This window comes from Streptomyces doebereineriae (assembly GCF_031845645.1).
Classification (GTDB): domain Bacteria; phylum Actinomycetota; class Actinomycetes; order Streptomycetales; family Streptomycetaceae; genus Streptomyces; species Streptomyces canus.
The window spans coordinates 21,959-38,473 of record NZ_JAVREZ010000003.1; the positions used below are offsets into that span (position 1 = coordinate 21,959).

The 16,515-nt window shown below is 71.4% G+C and carries 20 protein-coding genes; 8 read left to right on the forward strand and 12 right to left on the reverse strand.

Annotated elements, in window-relative coordinates; genetic code table 11:
- Positions 1-8: 8 nt before the first annotated feature.
- From RNB18_RS09640 to RNB18_RS09655, 4 genes are all read right to left on the reverse strand, one after another.
- Positions 9-1,052 carry a zinc-dependent alcohol dehydrogenase family protein gene (locus RNB18_RS09640; protein ID WP_311713711.1) on the reverse strand — a complete coding sequence of 348 codons (1,044 nt, stop codon included), beginning with the start codon at positions 1,050-1,052 and terminating at the stop codon, positions 9-11.
- Between the two features lie 36 nt (positions 1,053-1,088).
- Positions 1,089-1,793 carry a lysoplasmalogenase gene (locus RNB18_RS09645; RefSeq protein ID WP_311713712.1) on the reverse strand — a complete coding sequence of 235 codons (705 nt, stop codon included), beginning with the start codon at positions 1,791-1,793 and terminating at the stop codon, positions 1,089-1,091.
- Entirely contained in the window at positions 1,790-2,656 is an 867-nt protein-coding gene (locus RNB18_RS09650; protein ID WP_311713713.1) for a sterol desaturase family protein, read from the reverse strand. The genes RNB18_RS09645 and RNB18_RS09650 overlap by 4 nt, the downstream gene beginning before the upstream one ends.
- Positions 2,657-2,790: 134 nt before the next feature.
- Complete coding sequence (locus RNB18_RS09655) at positions 2,791-3,504, reverse strand: VIT1/CCC1 transporter family protein (protein ID WP_311713714.1); 714 nt, start codon at positions 3,502-3,504, stop codon at positions 2,791-2,793.
- Positions 3,505-3,592: 88 nt separating this feature from the next.
- On the opposite strand from RNB18_RS09655, the gene RNB18_RS09660 reads away from it, so the two are divergent.
- The 3 genes from RNB18_RS09660 to RNB18_RS09670 all read left to right on the forward strand — a co-directional run bounded on the left by RNB18_RS09660 (position 3,593) and on the right by RNB18_RS09670 (position 5,753).
- A complete protein-coding gene (locus tag RNB18_RS09660; protein WP_311713715.1) occupies positions 3,593-4,576 on the forward strand; it encodes a DEDDh family exonuclease in 984 nt (327 codons plus the stop codon).
- 97 nt (positions 4,577-4,673) lie between these two features.
- Complete coding sequence (locus tag RNB18_RS09665; RefSeq protein WP_266524968.1) at positions 4,674-4,907, forward strand: hypothetical protein; 234 nt, start codon at positions 4,674-4,676, stop codon at positions 4,905-4,907.
- A 48-nt stretch (positions 4,908-4,955) separates the two neighbouring features.
- Positions 4,956-5,753: an SURF1 family cytochrome oxidase biogenesis protein gene (locus tag RNB18_RS09670; RefSeq protein ID WP_311713716.1), complete on the forward strand. Its 798-nt coding sequence runs from the start codon at positions 4,956-4,958 to the stop codon at positions 5,751-5,753.
- Between the two features lie 114 nt (positions 5,754-5,867).
- Here RNB18_RS09670 and RNB18_RS09675 read toward each other — a convergent pair whose 3' ends face one another.
- The 4 genes from RNB18_RS09675 to RNB18_RS09690 all read right to left on the reverse strand — a co-directional run bounded on the left by RNB18_RS09675 (position 5,868) and on the right by RNB18_RS09690 (position 9,495).
- Positions 5,868-6,815 (reverse strand): hypothetical protein, encoded by a 948-nt coding sequence (locus tag RNB18_RS09675; RefSeq protein WP_311713717.1) that lies wholly within the window; start codon positions 6,813-6,815, stop codon positions 5,868-5,870.
- A 69-nt stretch (positions 6,816-6,884) separates the two neighbouring features.
- On the reverse strand, positions 6,885-7,085 hold the full coding sequence (locus RNB18_RS09680; RefSeq protein WP_311713718.1) for a YbdD/YjiX family protein: 201 nt from the start codon (positions 7,083-7,085) through the stop codon (positions 6,885-6,887).
- Positions 7,082-9,181, reverse strand: coding sequence for a carbon starvation CstA family protein (locus RNB18_RS09685; RefSeq protein WP_311713719.1), 2,100 nt, complete (start codon positions 9,179-9,181; stop codon positions 7,082-7,084). Before RNB18_RS09685 ends, RNB18_RS09680 begins: the two co-directional genes overlap by 4 nt.
- Positions 9,182-9,279: 98 nt before the next feature.
- Positions 9,280-9,495, reverse strand: coding sequence for a DUF3311 domain-containing protein (locus RNB18_RS09690; protein WP_266524998.1), 216 nt, complete (start codon positions 9,493-9,495; stop codon positions 9,280-9,282).
- 179 nt (positions 9,496-9,674) lie between these two features.
- Between RNB18_RS09690 and RNB18_RS09695 the strand changes: the two genes are divergently transcribed.
- From RNB18_RS09695 to RNB18_RS09715, 5 genes are read left to right on the forward strand one after another with little or no spacing between them, the layout of a single operon-like run.
- Positions 9,675-11,207: a sodium:solute symporter family protein gene (locus tag RNB18_RS09695; RefSeq protein ID WP_311713720.1), complete on the forward strand. Its 1,533-nt coding sequence runs from the start codon at positions 9,675-9,677 to the stop codon at positions 11,205-11,207.
- On the forward strand, positions 11,204-11,764 hold the full coding sequence (locus RNB18_RS09700) for a sigma-70 family RNA polymerase sigma factor (RefSeq protein ID WP_311713721.1): 561 nt from the start codon (positions 11,204-11,206) through the stop codon (positions 11,762-11,764). The genes RNB18_RS09695 and RNB18_RS09700 overlap by 4 nt, the downstream gene beginning before the upstream one ends.
- Positions 11,761-12,063, forward strand: a complete 303-nt coding sequence (locus RNB18_RS09705) for a hypothetical protein (protein ID WP_311713722.1) — start codon at positions 11,761-11,763, stop codon at positions 12,061-12,063. Before RNB18_RS09700 ends, RNB18_RS09705 begins: the two co-directional genes overlap by 4 nt.
- Before the next feature lie 33 nt (positions 12,064-12,096).
- On the forward strand, positions 12,097-13,881 hold the full coding sequence (locus RNB18_RS09710; RefSeq protein ID WP_311713723.1) for a glycoside hydrolase family 15 protein: 1,785 nt from the start codon (positions 12,097-12,099) through the stop codon (positions 13,879-13,881).
- Between the two features lie 5 nt (positions 13,882-13,886).
- A complete protein-coding gene (locus RNB18_RS09715; protein ID WP_059206293.1) occupies positions 13,887-14,642 on the forward strand; it encodes an SDR family oxidoreductase in 756 nt (251 codons plus the stop codon).
- Between the two features lie 6 nt (positions 14,643-14,648).
- Here RNB18_RS09715 and amaP read toward each other — a convergent pair whose 3' ends face one another.
- The 4 genes from amaP to RNB18_RS09735 are packed head-to-tail and all read right to left on the reverse strand — an operon-like array spanning position 14,649 to position 16,499.
- Positions 14,649-15,227, reverse strand: a complete 579-nt coding sequence (gene amaP / locus RNB18_RS09720; RefSeq protein WP_311713724.1) for an alkaline shock response membrane anchor protein AmaP — start codon at positions 15,225-15,227, stop codon at positions 14,649-14,651.
- 5 nt (positions 15,228-15,232) lie between these two features.
- Positions 15,233-15,913 carry a DUF6286 domain-containing protein gene (locus tag RNB18_RS09725; protein WP_311713725.1) on the reverse strand — a complete coding sequence of 227 codons (681 nt, stop codon included), beginning with the start codon at positions 15,911-15,913 and terminating at the stop codon, positions 15,233-15,235.
- Positions 15,910-16,308 (reverse strand): Asp23/Gls24 family envelope stress response protein, encoded by a 399-nt coding sequence (locus tag RNB18_RS09730; RefSeq protein ID WP_311713726.1) that lies wholly within the window; start codon positions 16,306-16,308, stop codon positions 15,910-15,912. Before RNB18_RS09730 ends, RNB18_RS09725 begins: the two co-directional genes overlap by 4 nt.
- Complete coding sequence (locus RNB18_RS09735) at positions 16,305-16,499, reverse strand: hypothetical protein (protein WP_059206289.1); 195 nt, start codon at positions 16,497-16,499, stop codon at positions 16,305-16,307. The genes RNB18_RS09730 and RNB18_RS09735 overlap by 4 nt, the downstream gene beginning before the upstream one ends.
- Positions 16,500-16,515 lie beyond the last annotated feature (16 nt).

Genomic DNA, 16,515 nt, shown 5'->3' on the forward strand with positions numbered 1-16,515 from the left:
CGTGAGCGCTAGTTGGTGACGAGGACTTTGAGGGCGGTGCGCTCGTCCATCGCCTTGTAGCCGGCGGGGACGCCCTCCAGGTCGACGGTCATGTCGAAGACGGGTGACGCGTCGACGGTGCCGTCCAGGACGTCGGGGAGCAGCTCGGGGATGTAGGCACGGACCGGCGCGACCCCGCCGCGCAGGGCGATGTTCCGGTCGAACATGACACCGAGGTCGACGCCGGTGCCGCTGCCGTGCGGCACACCGACGAAGCCGATGGCACCGCCGTCGCGGGTGATGGCGACAGCCGTACGCATGGACTGTTCGGTGCCGACGGCCTCGACGACGGCGTGCGCGCCCTGGCCGCGGGTGAGTTCGCGGACGGCCTCGAGGGCCGCGTCCCCGCGCTCGGCGACCACGTCGGTGGCACCGAAGCGGCGCGCGATGTCGGTGCGGACCTGGTGACGCCCCAGGGCGATGATCCGTTCGGCGCCGAGCCGCTTGGCCGCGAGCACCGCGCACAGGCCGACGGCCCCGTCGCCGACGACGGCGACCGTGGCGCCCGGGCGGGCCCCGGCACCGAGGGCAGCGTGGTGACCGGTGCCCAGGACGTCGGAGAGAGTCAGCAGGGAGGACAGCAGGCGGTCGTCGGAAGCCGCCTCCTTGGGCAGCCGTACGAGGGTGCCGTCGGCGAAGGGGACACGCACGGCCTCGCCCTGGCCGCCGTCATAGCCGACGGAACCCCAGAATCCGCCGTGCTCGCAGGAGGTCGTCAGGCCCTCGCGGCAGTAGTCGCAGACGCCGTCGGACCACATGAAGGGCGCGACGACGAGGTCACCGCGGCTGACGGTGCCGACCTCGGAGCCGGTCTCCTCCACGATGCCGAGGAACTCGTGGCCGATCCGCTGCCCCGGCTGCCGGGCCGACTCTCCGCGGTAGGCCCACAGGTCGCTGCCGCAGATGCACGCGCGCAGCACCCGGAGCACGGCGTCGGTGGGCAGCTGCACCACGGGCTCGGGCACGTCCTCCACGCGCATGTCGTACGGGGCGTGGATGGTGGTGGCGCGCATGGCGAGGATCCTTCTCGTGCGAGGTCGTGAGGGCGCTCAGGGGGTGGTCGAGCGCATCTCACCGTACGTCGCCAGCGGTCCCGGGCGCGCTTCGAGGGCTCGTAGTGTGCCACTGGCCAGCAGGAACTGCGCGGCACTGTACGTGAGCATGATCCAGAAATCGGGCCGTGGGAGCTGGGGCCAGTCGGCGACGCCGGTCGCGATGAGGGTGTCCGAGAGGAGGAAGAGCGCGCCGCCGAGTCCGGTGAGCGCCCCGAACCGCACGGCCGACGCGCACGCCATGGCCGTGAGCAGCACGCTGTAGCCGGCGACGGGCACGCGCAGTCCGGCGGGCAGGTCCGGCCACAGGGCCACGACGGTGACGACGAGCGCGGTGGCGTAGGCGGGTGCGAGGAGGCCGACACGCGCGCGTGGGCTGCCGTACGCCTGGAAGAGCGCGAGATAGCAGACGTGGCCCGCCGCGAAGGAGGCCATGCCGGCGAGGAAGGCGGGGTCGGCGTCGGACAGCAGCAGGACGTCGCCGCCCCAGCCGCACAGAAGGGCGGCGACCAGGAGCCGGGGCGCCGCGGACGCGACGGAGTACGCGGCCAGAAGGGGCATCAGAAGGGGCTTGGCGACGGCGTGTCCGGGAGCGAAGCCGGTGGCCAGGGAGGTGAGGTCGACGGCGGCGGCGAGGGCGAAGACCGCGAGGAGTGCGCGGCGGGTGCGGTGGGTTCCGTGGGCGCTCGGGACCCTTCTCACGCGGGCACGGTCTCCTCGGCCGTCTCCGGTATGGGTGCCGGTGCCCAGCCCGGCCCCCTGAAGACGCGTCCCGCCCGCTCGCGCCAACTCCGTGCTTTCTTGACGTCCTTGATGATCGCTGCGTACTCGTGTGTGGCCACCTTGATCGGGTTGAACGTGTTGATGTTCTTGGTCAACCCGTAGACGGGTCGTTCGGTCTCGGCAACGAACGAGCCGAAGAGCCGGTCCCAGACGATGAGGATCCCGCCGAAGTTGCGGTCCAGGTAGCCGCCCTGGGAGGCGTGGTGGACGCGGTGGTGGGACGGGGTGTTGAAGACGAACTCGAACCAGCGGGGCATCTTGTCGATGCGTTCGGTGTGGATCCAGAACTGGTAGACGAGGTTCGCGGAGGAGCAGAAGGCGAGCGCGGCCGGGTGGACGCCGGCGGCGACGAGGGGGACGTAGAACGGCCAGACCGTCAGGGTCGTCCAGGGCTGGCGCAGCGCGGTGGTGAGGTTGAACTTCCGGCTGGAGTGGTGGACGACGTGGCAGGCCCACAGGATGCGGATGACGTGGTGGCCGCGGTGGGACCAGTAGTACAAGAAGTCCTGCCCGAGCAGCATCAGGGGGACCGTCCACCACAGGACGGGGACGCGAAGCGGGGTGAGCTCGTACAGGGCCGTGTAGAGGGCCACGATCGGGATCTTCCACAGGAAATCGAAGAAGAGGCTGCCCAGTCCCATGCCGATGCTGGTGGCGGCGTCCTTCGTCTCGTAGCCGGCGGCATCCTCGTCGGGATGGACGCGGACGCTGATCATCTCGATGACGGTGAGCAGTACGAAGGCGGGTATGGACCAGACCACGACGTCGGGGAGGTTCGGCATGCGTGCACCGTAGAACCGCCGGTCGGGCGCGGCTAGACGTTGTTACCCACAAGTATTACCGGTGGTACGCGCTTGCTTCTTGGCGATCTCCACCAAGGGGTGTCAGTAGGCGGTTGTTCCCGACCGCCTCCACGTCAACTGACCCCCGCCGCCCCCAACAACACCCCCACCCCGTAAGTGACCCCCATCGCCAACACCCCACCCCCCACGTTCCGCACCACCGCCCGCCCCGCGGCCGCCGCCCCCAACCGTGCGCTGCACCAGCCGGTCAGCACCAGCGCCGCGACCACCGACACCACCGTCACCGGTACCCGCCACCCCGACGGTGGCAGCACGATGGCGAGCAGGGGCAGCAACGCCCCCGCCGTGAACGCCAGGAAGCTCGCCCAGGCCGCATGCCAGGGGTTCGTCAGGTGGTCCGGGTCGATGCCGAGCTCCACGCGCGCGTGAGCCCGCAGTGCGTCACGTTCCGTCAGTTGTTCCGCCGCCTCACGGGCCACGTCGCGCGACAGCCCCCGTTCCTCCAGAAGGTCCGTCAACTCCTCCAGCTCCGCCTCCGGCTGTTCCCTCAACTCCCTCTTCTCCACGGCCAGCGCGGCCATCTCGGAGTCACGCTGAGTCGACACGGACACGTACTCCCCGGCCGCCATCGACATCGAGCCGGCCAGCAGGCCCGCCAGACCCGCCGTCAGCAACGCCGCGCGGTCGCTCGTCGCGCCGGCCACACCGACGACCAGTCCCGCCGTGGAGACGATGCCGTCGTTGGCGCCGAGGACGGCCGCGCGCAGCCAGTTGAGGCGGGCGCCGAGCGCGCCGCCGTGAGCCTCGTCGTGCGTCGGTTGGGTCATCTCCGGAGGATGGCACCCCGGTCGTCGCGAGCCGGGCAGCGACGCCACCGTGAGGGACTGTCAGTCGCGGCCCGTATCCTCATTGACCATGCTCGAAGACCAGACGACCGCAGCGTCCTCCCCCACAACGTGGCCGGCCGTGTATCCGCAGGGATACGCGGTCGTCGACGTGGAGACCACCGGCCTGGCCCGGGAGGACCGGATAATCTCCGCCGCCGTCTACCGGCTGGACGCGCGCGGCGAGGTCGAGGACCACTGGTACACGCTGGTCAACCCGGAGCGCGATCCCGGCCCGGTGTGGATCCACGGGCTGACGAGCGAGACACTCGAAGGCGCGCCTCTCTTCCACGACATCGCCGACGAGTTCTCGGCCCGTCTCGACGGTCGCGTGCTCGTCGCACACAACGCCGTCTTCGACTGGCAGATGATCGCCCGCGAGTACGCACGCGCGGGACGGGTGCCGCCGGTGAGTCAGCGGCTGTGCACCATCGTCCTGTCGAAGGAGCTGGGGCTGCCGCTGCCCAACCACAAGCTGGAGTCGCTGGCGGCGCACTTCGGCGTCGTACAGCAGCGGGCGCACCATGCCCTCGACGACGCGCGCGTGCTCGCGGAGGCGTTCCGGCCGAGTCTGCGGGCGGCGGCCGCACGAAGCGTGCGGCTGCCCCTGCACGAGTGCCGGCCGCTGACCGAGTGGACGGACCGGGCGGTGCCCAGGCAGTCGGCCGGCTACGGCAGTTACCGGCCGACGAGTTGGCGGCCCGCCCGCAAGCGGCCCGCGTGCCCCTACCCCAACCCGGGGCGCTACGAGGACGGCAAGCCGCTCAGGCAGGGCATGCGGATCGCGTTCTCCGGGGACACCTCGATCGAGCGCGACCTCCTTGAGGACCGGGCGGTCGAGGCCGGGCTGCATGTCGCCACCAGCATCTCCCGGCTGACCAGTCTGCTCGTCACGAACGACCCGGACTCGGGCACGTCCAAGGTGGTCAAGGCCCGGCAGTTCGGCACACCGGTCGTCGACGAGGCGGCCTTCGGGCAGCTTCTCAGGGATGTGGAGCCGGCGTCGGAGGGATGACCGTACGGAAGGCCGGGACCGTACGGACGGGTGATTGCCGTACGACTCACCCCGCGCCGACTCGCCCGCGGGGCGACGACGGCCCACCCTGTGGCGCATGGCGACTTGCGAAGTTTGCGGCAATAACTACGGCATGACCTTCGAGGTGCACGCACAGGGCGCGGTGCACGTCTTCGACTGCTTCTCCTGTGCGATCCATCGGATGGCACCGATCTGCGAGCACTGTCGTGTGCAGATCATCGGGCAGGGTGTGGAGGTCGAGGGGCACTGGTTCTGCGGTGCGCACTGCGCCCGCGCGGAGGGAAGGGTGGGCATCGTCGACCGGGTCTGACCACACCCCTGTGCGAACACCCCGCGGTCCGAGTTGTACGGTCGTGGGGTGTACCGCTTCCTGTTGTCCCGGCAGTGGGTGATCCTCACGCTGGTCGCCCTGCTCCTCATCCCCACGATGATCAGGCTGGGCATCTGGCAGATGCACCGCTACGAGGAGCGCACCGCCCGCAACCAGCTGGTCACCGACGCGATGTCCGCGAAGCCGGTGCCCGTGGAGCGGATGACCTCGCCCGGACACACCGTCACCACCCACGACCGGTATCGCAGGGTGACCGCGAAGGGTCGGTTCGACACCGACGACGAGGTCGTGGTCCGGCGCCGCACCAACTCCGACGACGAGGTCGGGTACCACGTCCTGACCCCCTTCGTCCTGGACGACGGCAAGGTGCTGCTGGTGAACCGGGGGTGGATTCCCTCGGACGGGCCGAGCCAGACCGCGTTCCCGAAGATCCCCGCTCCCCCCAAGGGTGAGATCACCGTCACGGGACGGCTGATGCCCGACGAGACGACCGCGGCCAGCGGCATCAAGAACCTCAAAGGGCTGCCCGACCGGCAGGTCATGCTGATCAACAGCGAGCAGGAGGCCGAGCGGCTGGGCGCCACGGTGCTCGGCGGCTACATCGCCCAGACGGCACCCGAGCCGAAGGGCGACGTCCCGGAACTGATCGGCGGCGACCCCGGCAAGGAGGACGCCGCGCTGAACTACGCCTACGCCATCCAGTGGTGGCTGTTCTCCCTCGGCGTTCCGATCGGCTGGGTGGTCCTGGTGCGGCGGGAACTCCGCGACCGCCGGGAGAAGGCGGAGCAGGACAGCACGACGAAGGCGGAGCCGGCCGCGGTGTGACACCGGCCGGCCCGACACCCAGCGCCGACCACGGCGTGACCAGTCAGCCGCCCTCAGTACACCGGCCAGGTGAGCCCCCTCGCCCCGAGCCCGACACCGGCCGCAGTCTCCGCCTCACCGACCCGGACGGCCCCCCTCCCGGTCCCGCCAATAGAGAAACGTGCGCTCCGGCTCGGGGAGCAGCGCCCATGGATGCGGGGTCATACGGCGGCCGATCCGCCGGAACACGGGTGCCGTGTCGGACGGGCGGTGCGCGCGGACGAGGGCGAAGGCCAGGATGTTGAGGTCGGCGACGGCCTCGGCGTGCGGTGCGGCGGCGGTGTGGAACCAGTCGGTCAGGGCCGACTCGATCTCGGCGCCGGCCAGGGGTTCGTTCCAGTGGCTGTCGGCCCCGAGAGACGTCTGCCGCTGCCGGTGGGCGACGAGTTCGACGCGGGCCGCCACGGGGAGCAGGGCGAGGGGCGAGCCGTGCGGGGCGCGGGCGGCACCTTGCCGGGCGAAGTCCATCATGTCGGCGACCGAGCCGTGTCCGCGTGGGGACAGATAACTCAGCAGCCGGTGGTAGGCGCCCCGGTGCCACGGGGCACGGGTGACGGCCTCGGTCCAGACGGGCACGGCGTCCCGGGGCGGCACCGCCAGGGAGTGCATCAGGCCGAGGAGGGCCAGCCAGGGCGTCGGATCCTCGGGGCAGACCTCGGCGGCACGCAGACACGCCCGCTCGGCGTCCCGGACCGCGGTCCACCCGTCGGCCGCGGCCCGCCGTACACACCGGACACAGGACCACAACGCCAGCGCGTCCCCGTCGTCGGGGCGTTCGCCGATCCACCGCTCGCACACCGCAGGCGGCAAGTGGTTCGCCAGTACGGACATCCGGTGCCACCGGCGATCCCAGTCCCTGCCCGTGTCCCGCAGCAGGTCGGCGACCGGCTGCCAGAGCGGACGGCTGGAACCCGCACCGAGGCCGTGCAGCTGCGGGGTGGGCCGCAGTTCGGTCAGTGTCGCGTGCAGCGCGTCGTCGTCGAGGGCGGGGTGGACCAGCAGGGCGGTGCGGCGTCTGAACATCTCGGTCCCGAAAGTGAGTGGGTGTACGGGGCGGGCGGTGTGCCCGCCCCGTGGTCCACGACGGCGGCGTCAGCAGCACCGCCCCTGCGGATGAGCCTCCCGGTGCCGGCTGCGCAGCACCTCGTACTCCCGCCGGGTCGGTACCGGCGCGAGCGGATGGTGGCGCAGATGCCGCTCGCGGTAGCGGTCGTACTCCGCCTCCCCGGTCAGCTCCCGCAGGTACCACCGGACGGCCCGCGCCCACCGCCGCACCCTCACGGTCACCGTCACGAGCGCACTCCCACGAGCTCCTCACCGGCCTGCTCGGGCACATCGATCCGCGACTCGACATACGGCGCCTCGGTGGTCGGCGACGCCCCCGGCGCCCGGACGGCCCGTGCGCACACCACCGCCGCGTTGACGAGCACGACCGCGACCAGCAGCAGGAACAAGGCGATCAGCACGCCGTCGACCGTGGAGTTGGTGACCACCGTGTGCATGTCGTCGAGCGTCTTGGCGGGCGCGAGGACCTGGCCGGCGTCGATGCCGTCCGCGTACTTGGCCCGCTGGGCGAAGAACCCGACCCGCGGGTCGTCGGAGAAGATCTTCTGCCAGCCCGCGGTGAACGTGATCGCCACCACCCAGGCCAGCGGGACCCCGGTGACCCAGGCCCAGCGCAGCTTCCCGGACTTGACGAGGACGGTGGTGCACACGGCCAGCGCGATCGCGGCCAGCAACTGGTTGGCGATGCCGAAGAGCGGGAAGAGCTGGTTGATTCCGCCCAGGGGGTCGGTGGCGCCGGTGTAGAGGAAGTAGCCCCAGGCCGCCACCACCAGAGCACTGCACAGCCAGATGCCCGGCTTCCAGTTGACCCGGCCGACCGGCTTCCACACGTTGCCGAGCATGTCCTGGAGCATGAAGCGGCCGACGCGCGTACCCGCGTCCACCGTGGTCAGGATGAACAGCGCCTCGAACATGATCGCGAAGTGGTACCAGAAGGCCTTCATGGCGGTACCGCCGAACACCCCGGAGAAGATCTCCGACATGCCGACCGCGAGGGTCGGGGCGCCTCCGGACCGGGCGATCAGCGACTGTTCCTCGACCGCCTTGGCCGCCTGGGTCAGCTGGTCGGGCGTGATGGTGAAGCCGAGGCCCGCCACCGCGTGCGCGGCCGACTCGGCTGTCGTGCCCAGCAGTCCCGCCGGGGCGTTCATCGCGTAGTACAGGCCGGGCTCCAGGGTCGCCGCCGCGATCAGCGCCATGATCGCCACGAACGACTCCATCAGCATGGCGCCGTAACCGATGAGACGAACCTGCGACTCCTTCTCGATCAGCTTCGGCGTCGTACCGGAGGAGACCAGCGCGTGGAAGCCGGACAACGCGCCACACGCGATGGTGATGAACAGGAAGGGGAACAGTGAGCCCGCGAACACCGGCCCCGCCCCCGATGTGGCGAAGTCGCTCACCGCGTCCGCGCGCAGCACCGGGGCGGCGACCACGACACCCACGGCCAGCAGCGCGATCGTGCCGATCTTCATGAAGGTGGAGAGGTAGTCGCGGGGGGCCAGGAGCATCCAGACCGGGAGGACCGACGCCACGAAGCCGTAGCCGACCAGGCAGAAGACCAGGGTCGTCGGGCTCAGGGTGAAGGTGGAGGCCAGCGAGGAGTTCTGGACCCAGCTGCCGCCGGCGATCGCGAGCAGCAGCAGCGCGACGCCGATGAAGCTGGTCTCCACGACCCGGCCGGGGCGGATGCGGTGCATCCAGAAGCCCATGAACAGGGCGATCGGGATGGTCATGGCGACGGAGAAGGTGCCCCACGGGGAGTGCGCGAGGGCGTTGACCACGACCAGCGCCAGCACGCCCAGCAGGATGATCATGATGGCGAAGACCGCGATCAACGCGGCCGCGCCGCCCGCCCGGCCGATCTCGTCCCGGGCCATCTGCCCGAGCGACTTGCCGTCCCGCCGCATGGACAGGAACAGCACGACCATGTCCTGTACGGCCCCCGCGAAGATCACTCCGGCGACGATCCACAGCGTGCCCGGCAGATATCCCATCTGGGCCGCCAGCACCGGGCCGACCAGCGGTCCGGCGCCCGCGATGGCCGCGAAGTGGTGGCCGAGGAGCACCCGCTTGTCGGTGGGGTGGAAGTCGACCCCGTCCTCCAGGCGTTCGGCCGGAGTGGCGCGACGGTCGTCCGGTGCCAGGACGCGGCGGGCGATGAAACGGGAGTAGAAGCGGTAGGCGATCGCGTACGAGCCGAGCGCGGCGACGACCAGCCAGACCGCGGAGATCTTCTCGCCCCGGGCCAGCGCGAGCACGCCCCAGGCGACCGCGCCGAGCAGCGCGACGACGGCCCACAGCAGGATCGACCGAGGTGACATACGTGATTTTTCAGGCGCCTTGAGGGCAGGCTGAAGGACGGTCTCGGGCATGGCGGCTCCTCACCGGAAACGGTGGAACGGGAAAGGCACAGAGAGACTCAGCGGCGATGTCGGTCCGTCAGCGCATACGCGGCGAGCAGGCACAGTCCGCACCCCGGCACCCAGGCGAGCTGGTACCAGTAGAAGAACGGCGTGCCCGCCAGGCGCGGCTCCGCACCGGCGTACATCGGGACCCACAGCAGTCCCGCGGTGGGTGCGAGAAGCAGTACGGCGATCGCGACGCGCCGTAGCCGGTGATGACCGGTCCGTGCCATGACCTGTGCTCCTCTCCCCATCGCTGTGGGTCTGTGCAAGAGTTGCCCACCCGTCGCGGACGGTTGACAGCGAATGTCCAGAAGATTTCCCGCCGGTTCCCTGTCCTCCGAACCGGCCGCCCGCGCAACTCTTGCGCGAGGGTCAAGCCATACCTGCGGGCACACCAAGGACGGTGACCATGGCCGACAGCGCCATGACCGCGACGTTCCTCGCCGTGATCGGCGGAGCGTCGCTGCTCGCCGTGACCGCGCGCCGCCTGCACCCCAGCGACCGGCTGCCGTCCCTGGAGGGCTGGGCGCTGGCCGACCGCAGTCTCGGCCCGGTGTGGACCTGGCTGCTGCTCGGCGGCACGATCTTCACCGCGTACACCTTCACCGCCGTACCGGGACTGGCGTACGGCAACGGCGCGGCCGCCTTCTTCGCGGTGCCGTACACGGTGATCGTGTGCCCGATCGCCTTCGTGCTGCTCAGCCGCCTGGGCGAGGTGGCCCGCCGGCACGGCTACATCACCGCCGCCGACTTCGTGCGCGGCCGCTACGGTTCGCCGCCGCTGGCCCTGGTGGTCGCGCTGACCGGCATCCTCGCGACGATGCCGTACCTGGCGCTGCAACTGCTCGGGATACGGGCGGTGCTGACCGCGGGGGGCGTGTATCCGCGGGGCGCGACCGGTGACCTGGTGATGGTGGCGCTGTTCGCGGGCCTCGCGGTGGCCACCTACCGCCACGGGCTGCGGGCGCCGACCGTGATCTCCGCGCTCAAGGCGGTCGCCGTCTTCGTCTCGCTCACCGCCGTCACCTGGCTGGTCCTGGAACGGCTCGGCGGACCGGGCGCGGTGTTCGACGGGGCCGCCGAGCGCCTGGGCGGACCGGCACTGCTTCTCTCTCCCGAACAGCAGCCCGCCTACGCCACCCTCGCTCTCGGCTCCGCCCTCGCCCTGCTGATGTACCCGCACGTCCTGACCGCGGGTTTCGCCGCCGACAGCCCGCGCACCCTGCGCAAGGTCGTCGTGGCCCTGCCCGCCTGGACCGGGCTGCTCGCGCTCTTCGGGTTCCTGGGCATCGCGGCACTCGCGGCCGGGGTGCGGGCACCGGAGGGCGGCGCCGAGACGGCCGTACCGATGCTGGTGGACCGGTTGATGCCGGGGCCGCTGGCCGGGCTGGTGTTCGGCGCGATCACCGTGGGGGCGCTGGTCCCGGCCGCGGTCATGTCGATCGCGGCGGCCACCAGTTTCGTGCGCAACGTCTACGTCGAGTACGTGCACCCGACGGCCACGCCCAAACGGCAGGTGCGGATCGCCAAGGCGGTGTCGCTGACGGCGAAGGTGGGCGCGGTGGCGTTCGTGTTCGGGCTGCGCGACCAGGACGCCGTCAACCTCCAACTCCTCGGCGGGGTCTGGATCCTGCAGATCTTCCCGGCCGTCGCCGTGGGCCTGTTCACCGGGCGGCTGCATCCGCGGGCGCTGCTCGCCGGGTGGGGCGCGGGCATGCTGGCCGGCACCTTCCTCGTCGTCCGCGAGGGCTTCTCGTCGCTCGGCAGCGGGCCCTTCCAGATCTACGCCGGTCTCGTCGCCCTCCTGCTCAACCTGACCGTCGCCCTGGCCGGAACCGCGGCCCTCGAACGGCTCGGCGTCCCGCGCGGCGCCGACCTGACCGACCTACCGTCGCGCCTGACCGTCAGGCGGCGCCCCGAGACGGGAGCGAACAACCCGTGAGACAGCATCTGAGACACGGCACCCCCGGGCCCCTCCCGCTCGCCCCCGCGGCGGCCGACCCGGCCGAGCTGGAGCGCGAGGCCGGTGTGGCCCGCCTTTTCGAGCTGCACTACGCCTCGATGCTCCGCCTCGCCGTGCTGCTCGGCGCCGACGACCCGGAGAACGTGGTCGCCGAGGCCTACTACCAGATCTACCGGAAGTGGCGGCGGCTGAGGGACACCGAGGCCGCGGAGGCCTATCTGCGCTCCACGGTCTGCAATCTGACGCGGATGCGGATACGGCACCTCCAGGTCGCCCGCAGGCACGTCGAGGCCCCGTCCACGGAACTCGTGGCCTCCGCCGAGAGCACCGCGCTCCTCCACGACGACCAGCGCGTCCTCATCGACGCGCTCCAGCAACTGCCCGCCCGGCAGCGCGAGGCGCTGGTGCTCAGGCACTGGCTCGGGCTGAAGGAGAGCGAGATCGCCTCGGCGATGGGCATCTCCAGCGGCTCCGTCAAGACCCACACGGCACGCGGCCTGGCCGCCCTGACCCAGGCGATGGAGGCCCGGCGATGACACATCGAGACACGACCGAGTCACGTGGCACCGGTCCGGACCGCAGCACCGAGCGCGAGCTGCAGGAGGCCCTGGCCGCGCTGGCCGGCGGGGTGCACGCGGCACCCGACGCCTACCGCACGGCACGCGGCGAGTGGCTGCGCCGCGAGCGCCGCCGCCGGCTCGTCCTCGCCGTCCTCATCGCGGTCGTGTTCGCGCTGGCGACGCTGATCGGTCTGTGGGTGCTGAACCAGACTCCGGCCCACCCGGGGGTGATCTTCTCCGGCACGACGGCGTCACTCCCCCGGCCCCACCCCTGATTGCCGCCTCGACCAGCCGGGAACCCGCACTCCGTGCACCCCCGTATCGAGGACTACGCCCTCATCGGCGACGAACAGACCGCCGCCCTGGTCGGCACGGACGGCTCGGTGGACTGGCTGTGCCTGCCCCGCTTCGACTCGGGGGCCTGCTTCGCGAGGCTGCTCGGCGACGAGGAGAACGGGCACTGGCGGATCGCCCCGGAGAACGCCGACCGGTGCACGAGGCGCTCCTACCGCCCCGGCACCCTCGTCCTGGACACCGAGTGGGAGACCGACGAGGGCGCGGTGCGCGTCACCGACCTGATGCCGCAGCGCGACCTGGCCCCCGACGTCGTACGCGTGGTGGAGGGGCTCCGCGGCCGGGTCACCGTGCGCAGCACGCTCCGGCTGCGCTTCGAGTACGGCTCGATCGTGCCGTGGATGCGCAGGTCGGACGGGCACCGGGTGGCCGTCGCGGGACCCGACGCGACCTGGCTGCGCAGCGAGCCCCCGGTACGCACCTGGGGCGAACACTTCGGGACGCACTCGGAGTTCACCGTCGAGGAGGGAGAGAAGGTCGCCTTCGTCCTCACCTGGCACCCCTCGCACGAGCCGCGCCCCCCGCTGGTCGACCCGTTCGAAGCGCTGGAGAGCAGCGTGGCCGACTGGCAGGCGTGGGCGGCGCGCTGCCGCTACCACGGTCCGCACCGGGACGCCGTGGTCCGTTCCCTGATCACTCTGAAGGCGCTCACCTACCGGCCGACCGGCGGCATCGTGGCCGCGGCCACGACCTCGCTGCCGGAGGAGACGGGCGGGGTGCGCAACTGGGACTACCGCTACTGCTGGCTGCGCGACTCCACCCTCACCCTGGGCGCCCTGGTGCAGTGCGGTTACCTGGAGGAGGCCGAGGCCTGGCGGAACTGGCTGCTGCGCGCGGTGGCCGGCGACCCGGCGGACCTCCAGATCATGTACGGCGTCGCGGGAGAACGGCGGCTGCCGGAGTTCGAGCTGCCGTGGCTGGCCGGTTTCGGCGGCTCCCGGCCGGTACGCATCGGCAACGCGGCCGTCAAACAGCTCCAGCTGGACGTGTACGGGGAGGTCATGGACTCGCTGTCGCTGGCCCGGCGGGCGGGCCTGCCCGCCAAACCGCACATGTGGTCCCTGCAGAGCGTCCTGCTGGACTTTCTCCGGTCCTCCTGGCGGCAGCCGGACGAGGGGCTGTGGGAGGTGCGCGGCGGTCGCCGCGACTTCGTCCACTCGAAGGTCATGGTGTGGGTCGCCGCCGACCGCGCCGTGCGCGCCCTGGAGGCCTTCCCGGATCTGAGCGGCGACCTGGACGGCTGGCGCGCGCTGCGCGACGAGGTGCACCGCGAGGTATGCGAGAAGGGCTTCGACGCCGCACGCAACACCTTCACTCAGTCCTACGGCTCGCGCGCACTCGACGCGTCCCTGCTGCTGATCCCGCGTGTCGGCTTTCTGCCGCCCGACGACCCCCGTGTCGTCGGCACCGTCGACGCGGTCCGCACAGAGCTGGACGACGGCGGATTCGTACGGCGGTACAGCGCCGAGGAGACGACGGTGGACGGACTGCCGGGCGGCGAGGGCATCTTCCTGGTGTGTTCGTTCTGGCTCGCCGACGCGCTCCACATGACGGGCCGTACGAAGGAGGCGCGGGAGCTCTTCGAACGGCTGCTGGGGCTGGCCAACGACGTGGGGCTGCTGTCCGAGGAGTACGACCCCGTGGCCGGCGCCCAGCTCGGCAACTTCCCGCAGGCGTTCAGCCATATCGGACTGGTGAACACCGCCCTCACTCTGTACGGGAACGAGGAGGCAGGATAGGGACCATGGATCTTGGACTGAAGGACCGTGTGTACGTCGTCACCGGAGCGACCCGGGGGCTCGGCAACGCGGCCGCGCGCGAGCTGGTCGCCGACGGGGCGAAGGTCGTCGTGACCGGGCGGGACGAGACGCGTGTGCTCGCCGCGGCGGCGGAGTTGGGGCCGAACGCGTTCGGGGTGGCCGTCGACAACGCCGATCCGTCGGCGGCCGAGCGGCTGATCGCCGCCGCGCGGGAGAACTTCGGCGGCTTCGACGGGGTGCTGATCAGCGTGGGCGGGCCCGCGCCGGGATTTGTCGCCGACAACACGGACGAGCAGTGGCAGTCCGCGTTCGAGTCGGTGTTTCTGGGAGCGGTTCGGCTGGCCCGGGCGGCTGCGGCCGAGCTGGAAGCCGGGGGTGTCATCGGTTTCGTGCTCTCCGCGTCCGTGCACGAACCGATTCCGGGGCTGACGATCTCGAACGGGCTGCGGCCCGGTCTCGCCGGGTTCGCGAAGTCGCTCTCGGACGAACTGGGGCCGCGGGGGATTCGGGTCGTCGGGCTCCTGCCGTCCCGTATCGACACGGATCGCGTGCGCGAGCTGGACGCGTTGTCGGCGGATCCGGAGGCCACCCGGGCCGCGAACGAGTCCCGGATTCCCTTGCGGCGGTACGGGACGCCGGAGGAGTTCGGGCGGGCTGCCGCGTTTTTGCTGTCGCCGGCCGCGTCTTATCTGACGGGCGTCATGCTGCCTGTCGACGGGGGCATGAGGCACGGTTTCTGAAGGCTCTCAACTGACCCTTTCCGCTTTGTGCTTGACGCCGGTCATGCGGACCTCGGCCGGGAGGGTCTCGAGCCCTGCCGAATTGCGGGCGTGGGTCAGGGCCTGTTCCGTCAGGACGTGCAGGGCCGTTCCCGGGTCCACGTGGGGTTCCAGCAGGAGCCGTACGCGGGTCCGGGGGGCGTCCGGACGGCCGGTCAGGTGGGCGTGCGCCCGGTGGACGCCGTCCAACTCGGCTGCCTCGCCTTCGAGTACGCCCTCCAGGGCCCGGCCCCGCAGGAGCGCGCCCTCGCCGTCGCCCGTGTTGACGCGTACCTCCGTGAGCCGGCGCCTGCGGAGGACCGCGGTCAGCCACCACAGGGTCAGGAGCACCACGAGTGCCAGTGCGGCGATGACCGTCGGCCACCACCAGCCCTCGCCGTCCCAGCGGGTGCGCTCCGCGTCACTCAGCAGGACGTCCTTCTTGCCGTCGTGGATCCACCAGGAGGGCGGGTCGAGGCCGAGGCCCACGGCGAGTACCGAGCCGCCGACGACGAGCAGTACCAGCCCCACCAGGCCGATCAGTACGCGGTTGACGGTCCTGAGCATCGGCCTCAGCCCTTCTTCCTGGTCGTCCTCGCCACGTGCACCGACAGCGCCGGGGGCCGGGCCAGGCCCAGTGCCGTGATCGCCTCGGTGAGGGTCACGTCCAAGTCGGCGCGTACGTCGTCCAGTTCGCGGAAGTGGGAGACCGCGCGGACATCGGCCTTCTTACGCCTCACCCGTACGCGTGCGGACTGGACGCCGGCCACCTCCATGGCCCGGTCCCGCAGGACCATCGCGGCCGCGTCCCGGTGGAGGCCCGCCCGGACGTCCGGATGGGTGCGGCTCATCGGGAGGACGCCGCGCAGACCCGGTGTGGCGGCCAGGACGATCAGCCACAGGCCCAGGGCCGCGGCGACGCCCGCGCCCACCAGGACCCAGGTGTCGTCCAGGGGACGTTCGGCGAGCTGCCGGGCGAGTTCGCGGCGCCAGTGCATGGCCGGCCGGTCGGCCCGGACGGCTGCGACGTCGTACAGGAAGATCCCCGCGACGAGCAGGAGCAGCAGGGCCACGATGCCCGCCGGGACCCTGCGCGCCGACCAGAAACGGCGTTTTCCGCCGCCCGCCCCGTCCTCCGGGACGGGTGGTGGTCCGTACGCGGCCGCCGACGCGGCCTGGTCCCGCTGGTCCGGTGCCTTCTCGAGGACCGGCAGTCGTTGTGTGGTGCCCTCGGAGCCCTGGGGCTCGCTCATCGCGTCCTCCCCTGTGCCACGCCGTGTGCCTGTGCCGGATACAGCCGCTCCACCTGGACGGCGACCTCCGACACCTCCATGCCCACCAACGCGACTACCCGCTCGACCACGTGCTGACGCACCTCTCGGCAACGCGCGCCGATGTCGCAGGGGTAGTCGAGTTCGAGGTGCATACGGATCCGGGCGACCTCGCGGTGGACGGCGACGGTGGCGTACGGGGGCTGGGCCTCGGCGGGGAGTCGTCCGAGCGCCTCGCGGGCCGCCTGTCCCGCGACCTTCGCGACCACCCGGTCGGCGATCCTCGTCGCCCCTCGGTCACCCGGGGGAACGGCGGTCGCTGTCAGGGGTCTGCGGAGCTCGTCCGCCGCGCCTGCCTCACTGCTCACGGACGTCATCGCCGCCGGTCACGCCGCTCGTCACGAGTACGGAAGAGGTCGCCGATCTCCAGGTCCCCCTCCAGGAACCGGCCGACGACGAAGCCGATGGCGCCCAGCGCCGCCACCAGCAGGAAGGCGCCGAATCCGCCGAAATACCCTGCGAAGCCCAGCGCCATGCCGGCGATCATGCCGACCACGGCCATGCTCATCGTGCGCTCCCTAAGG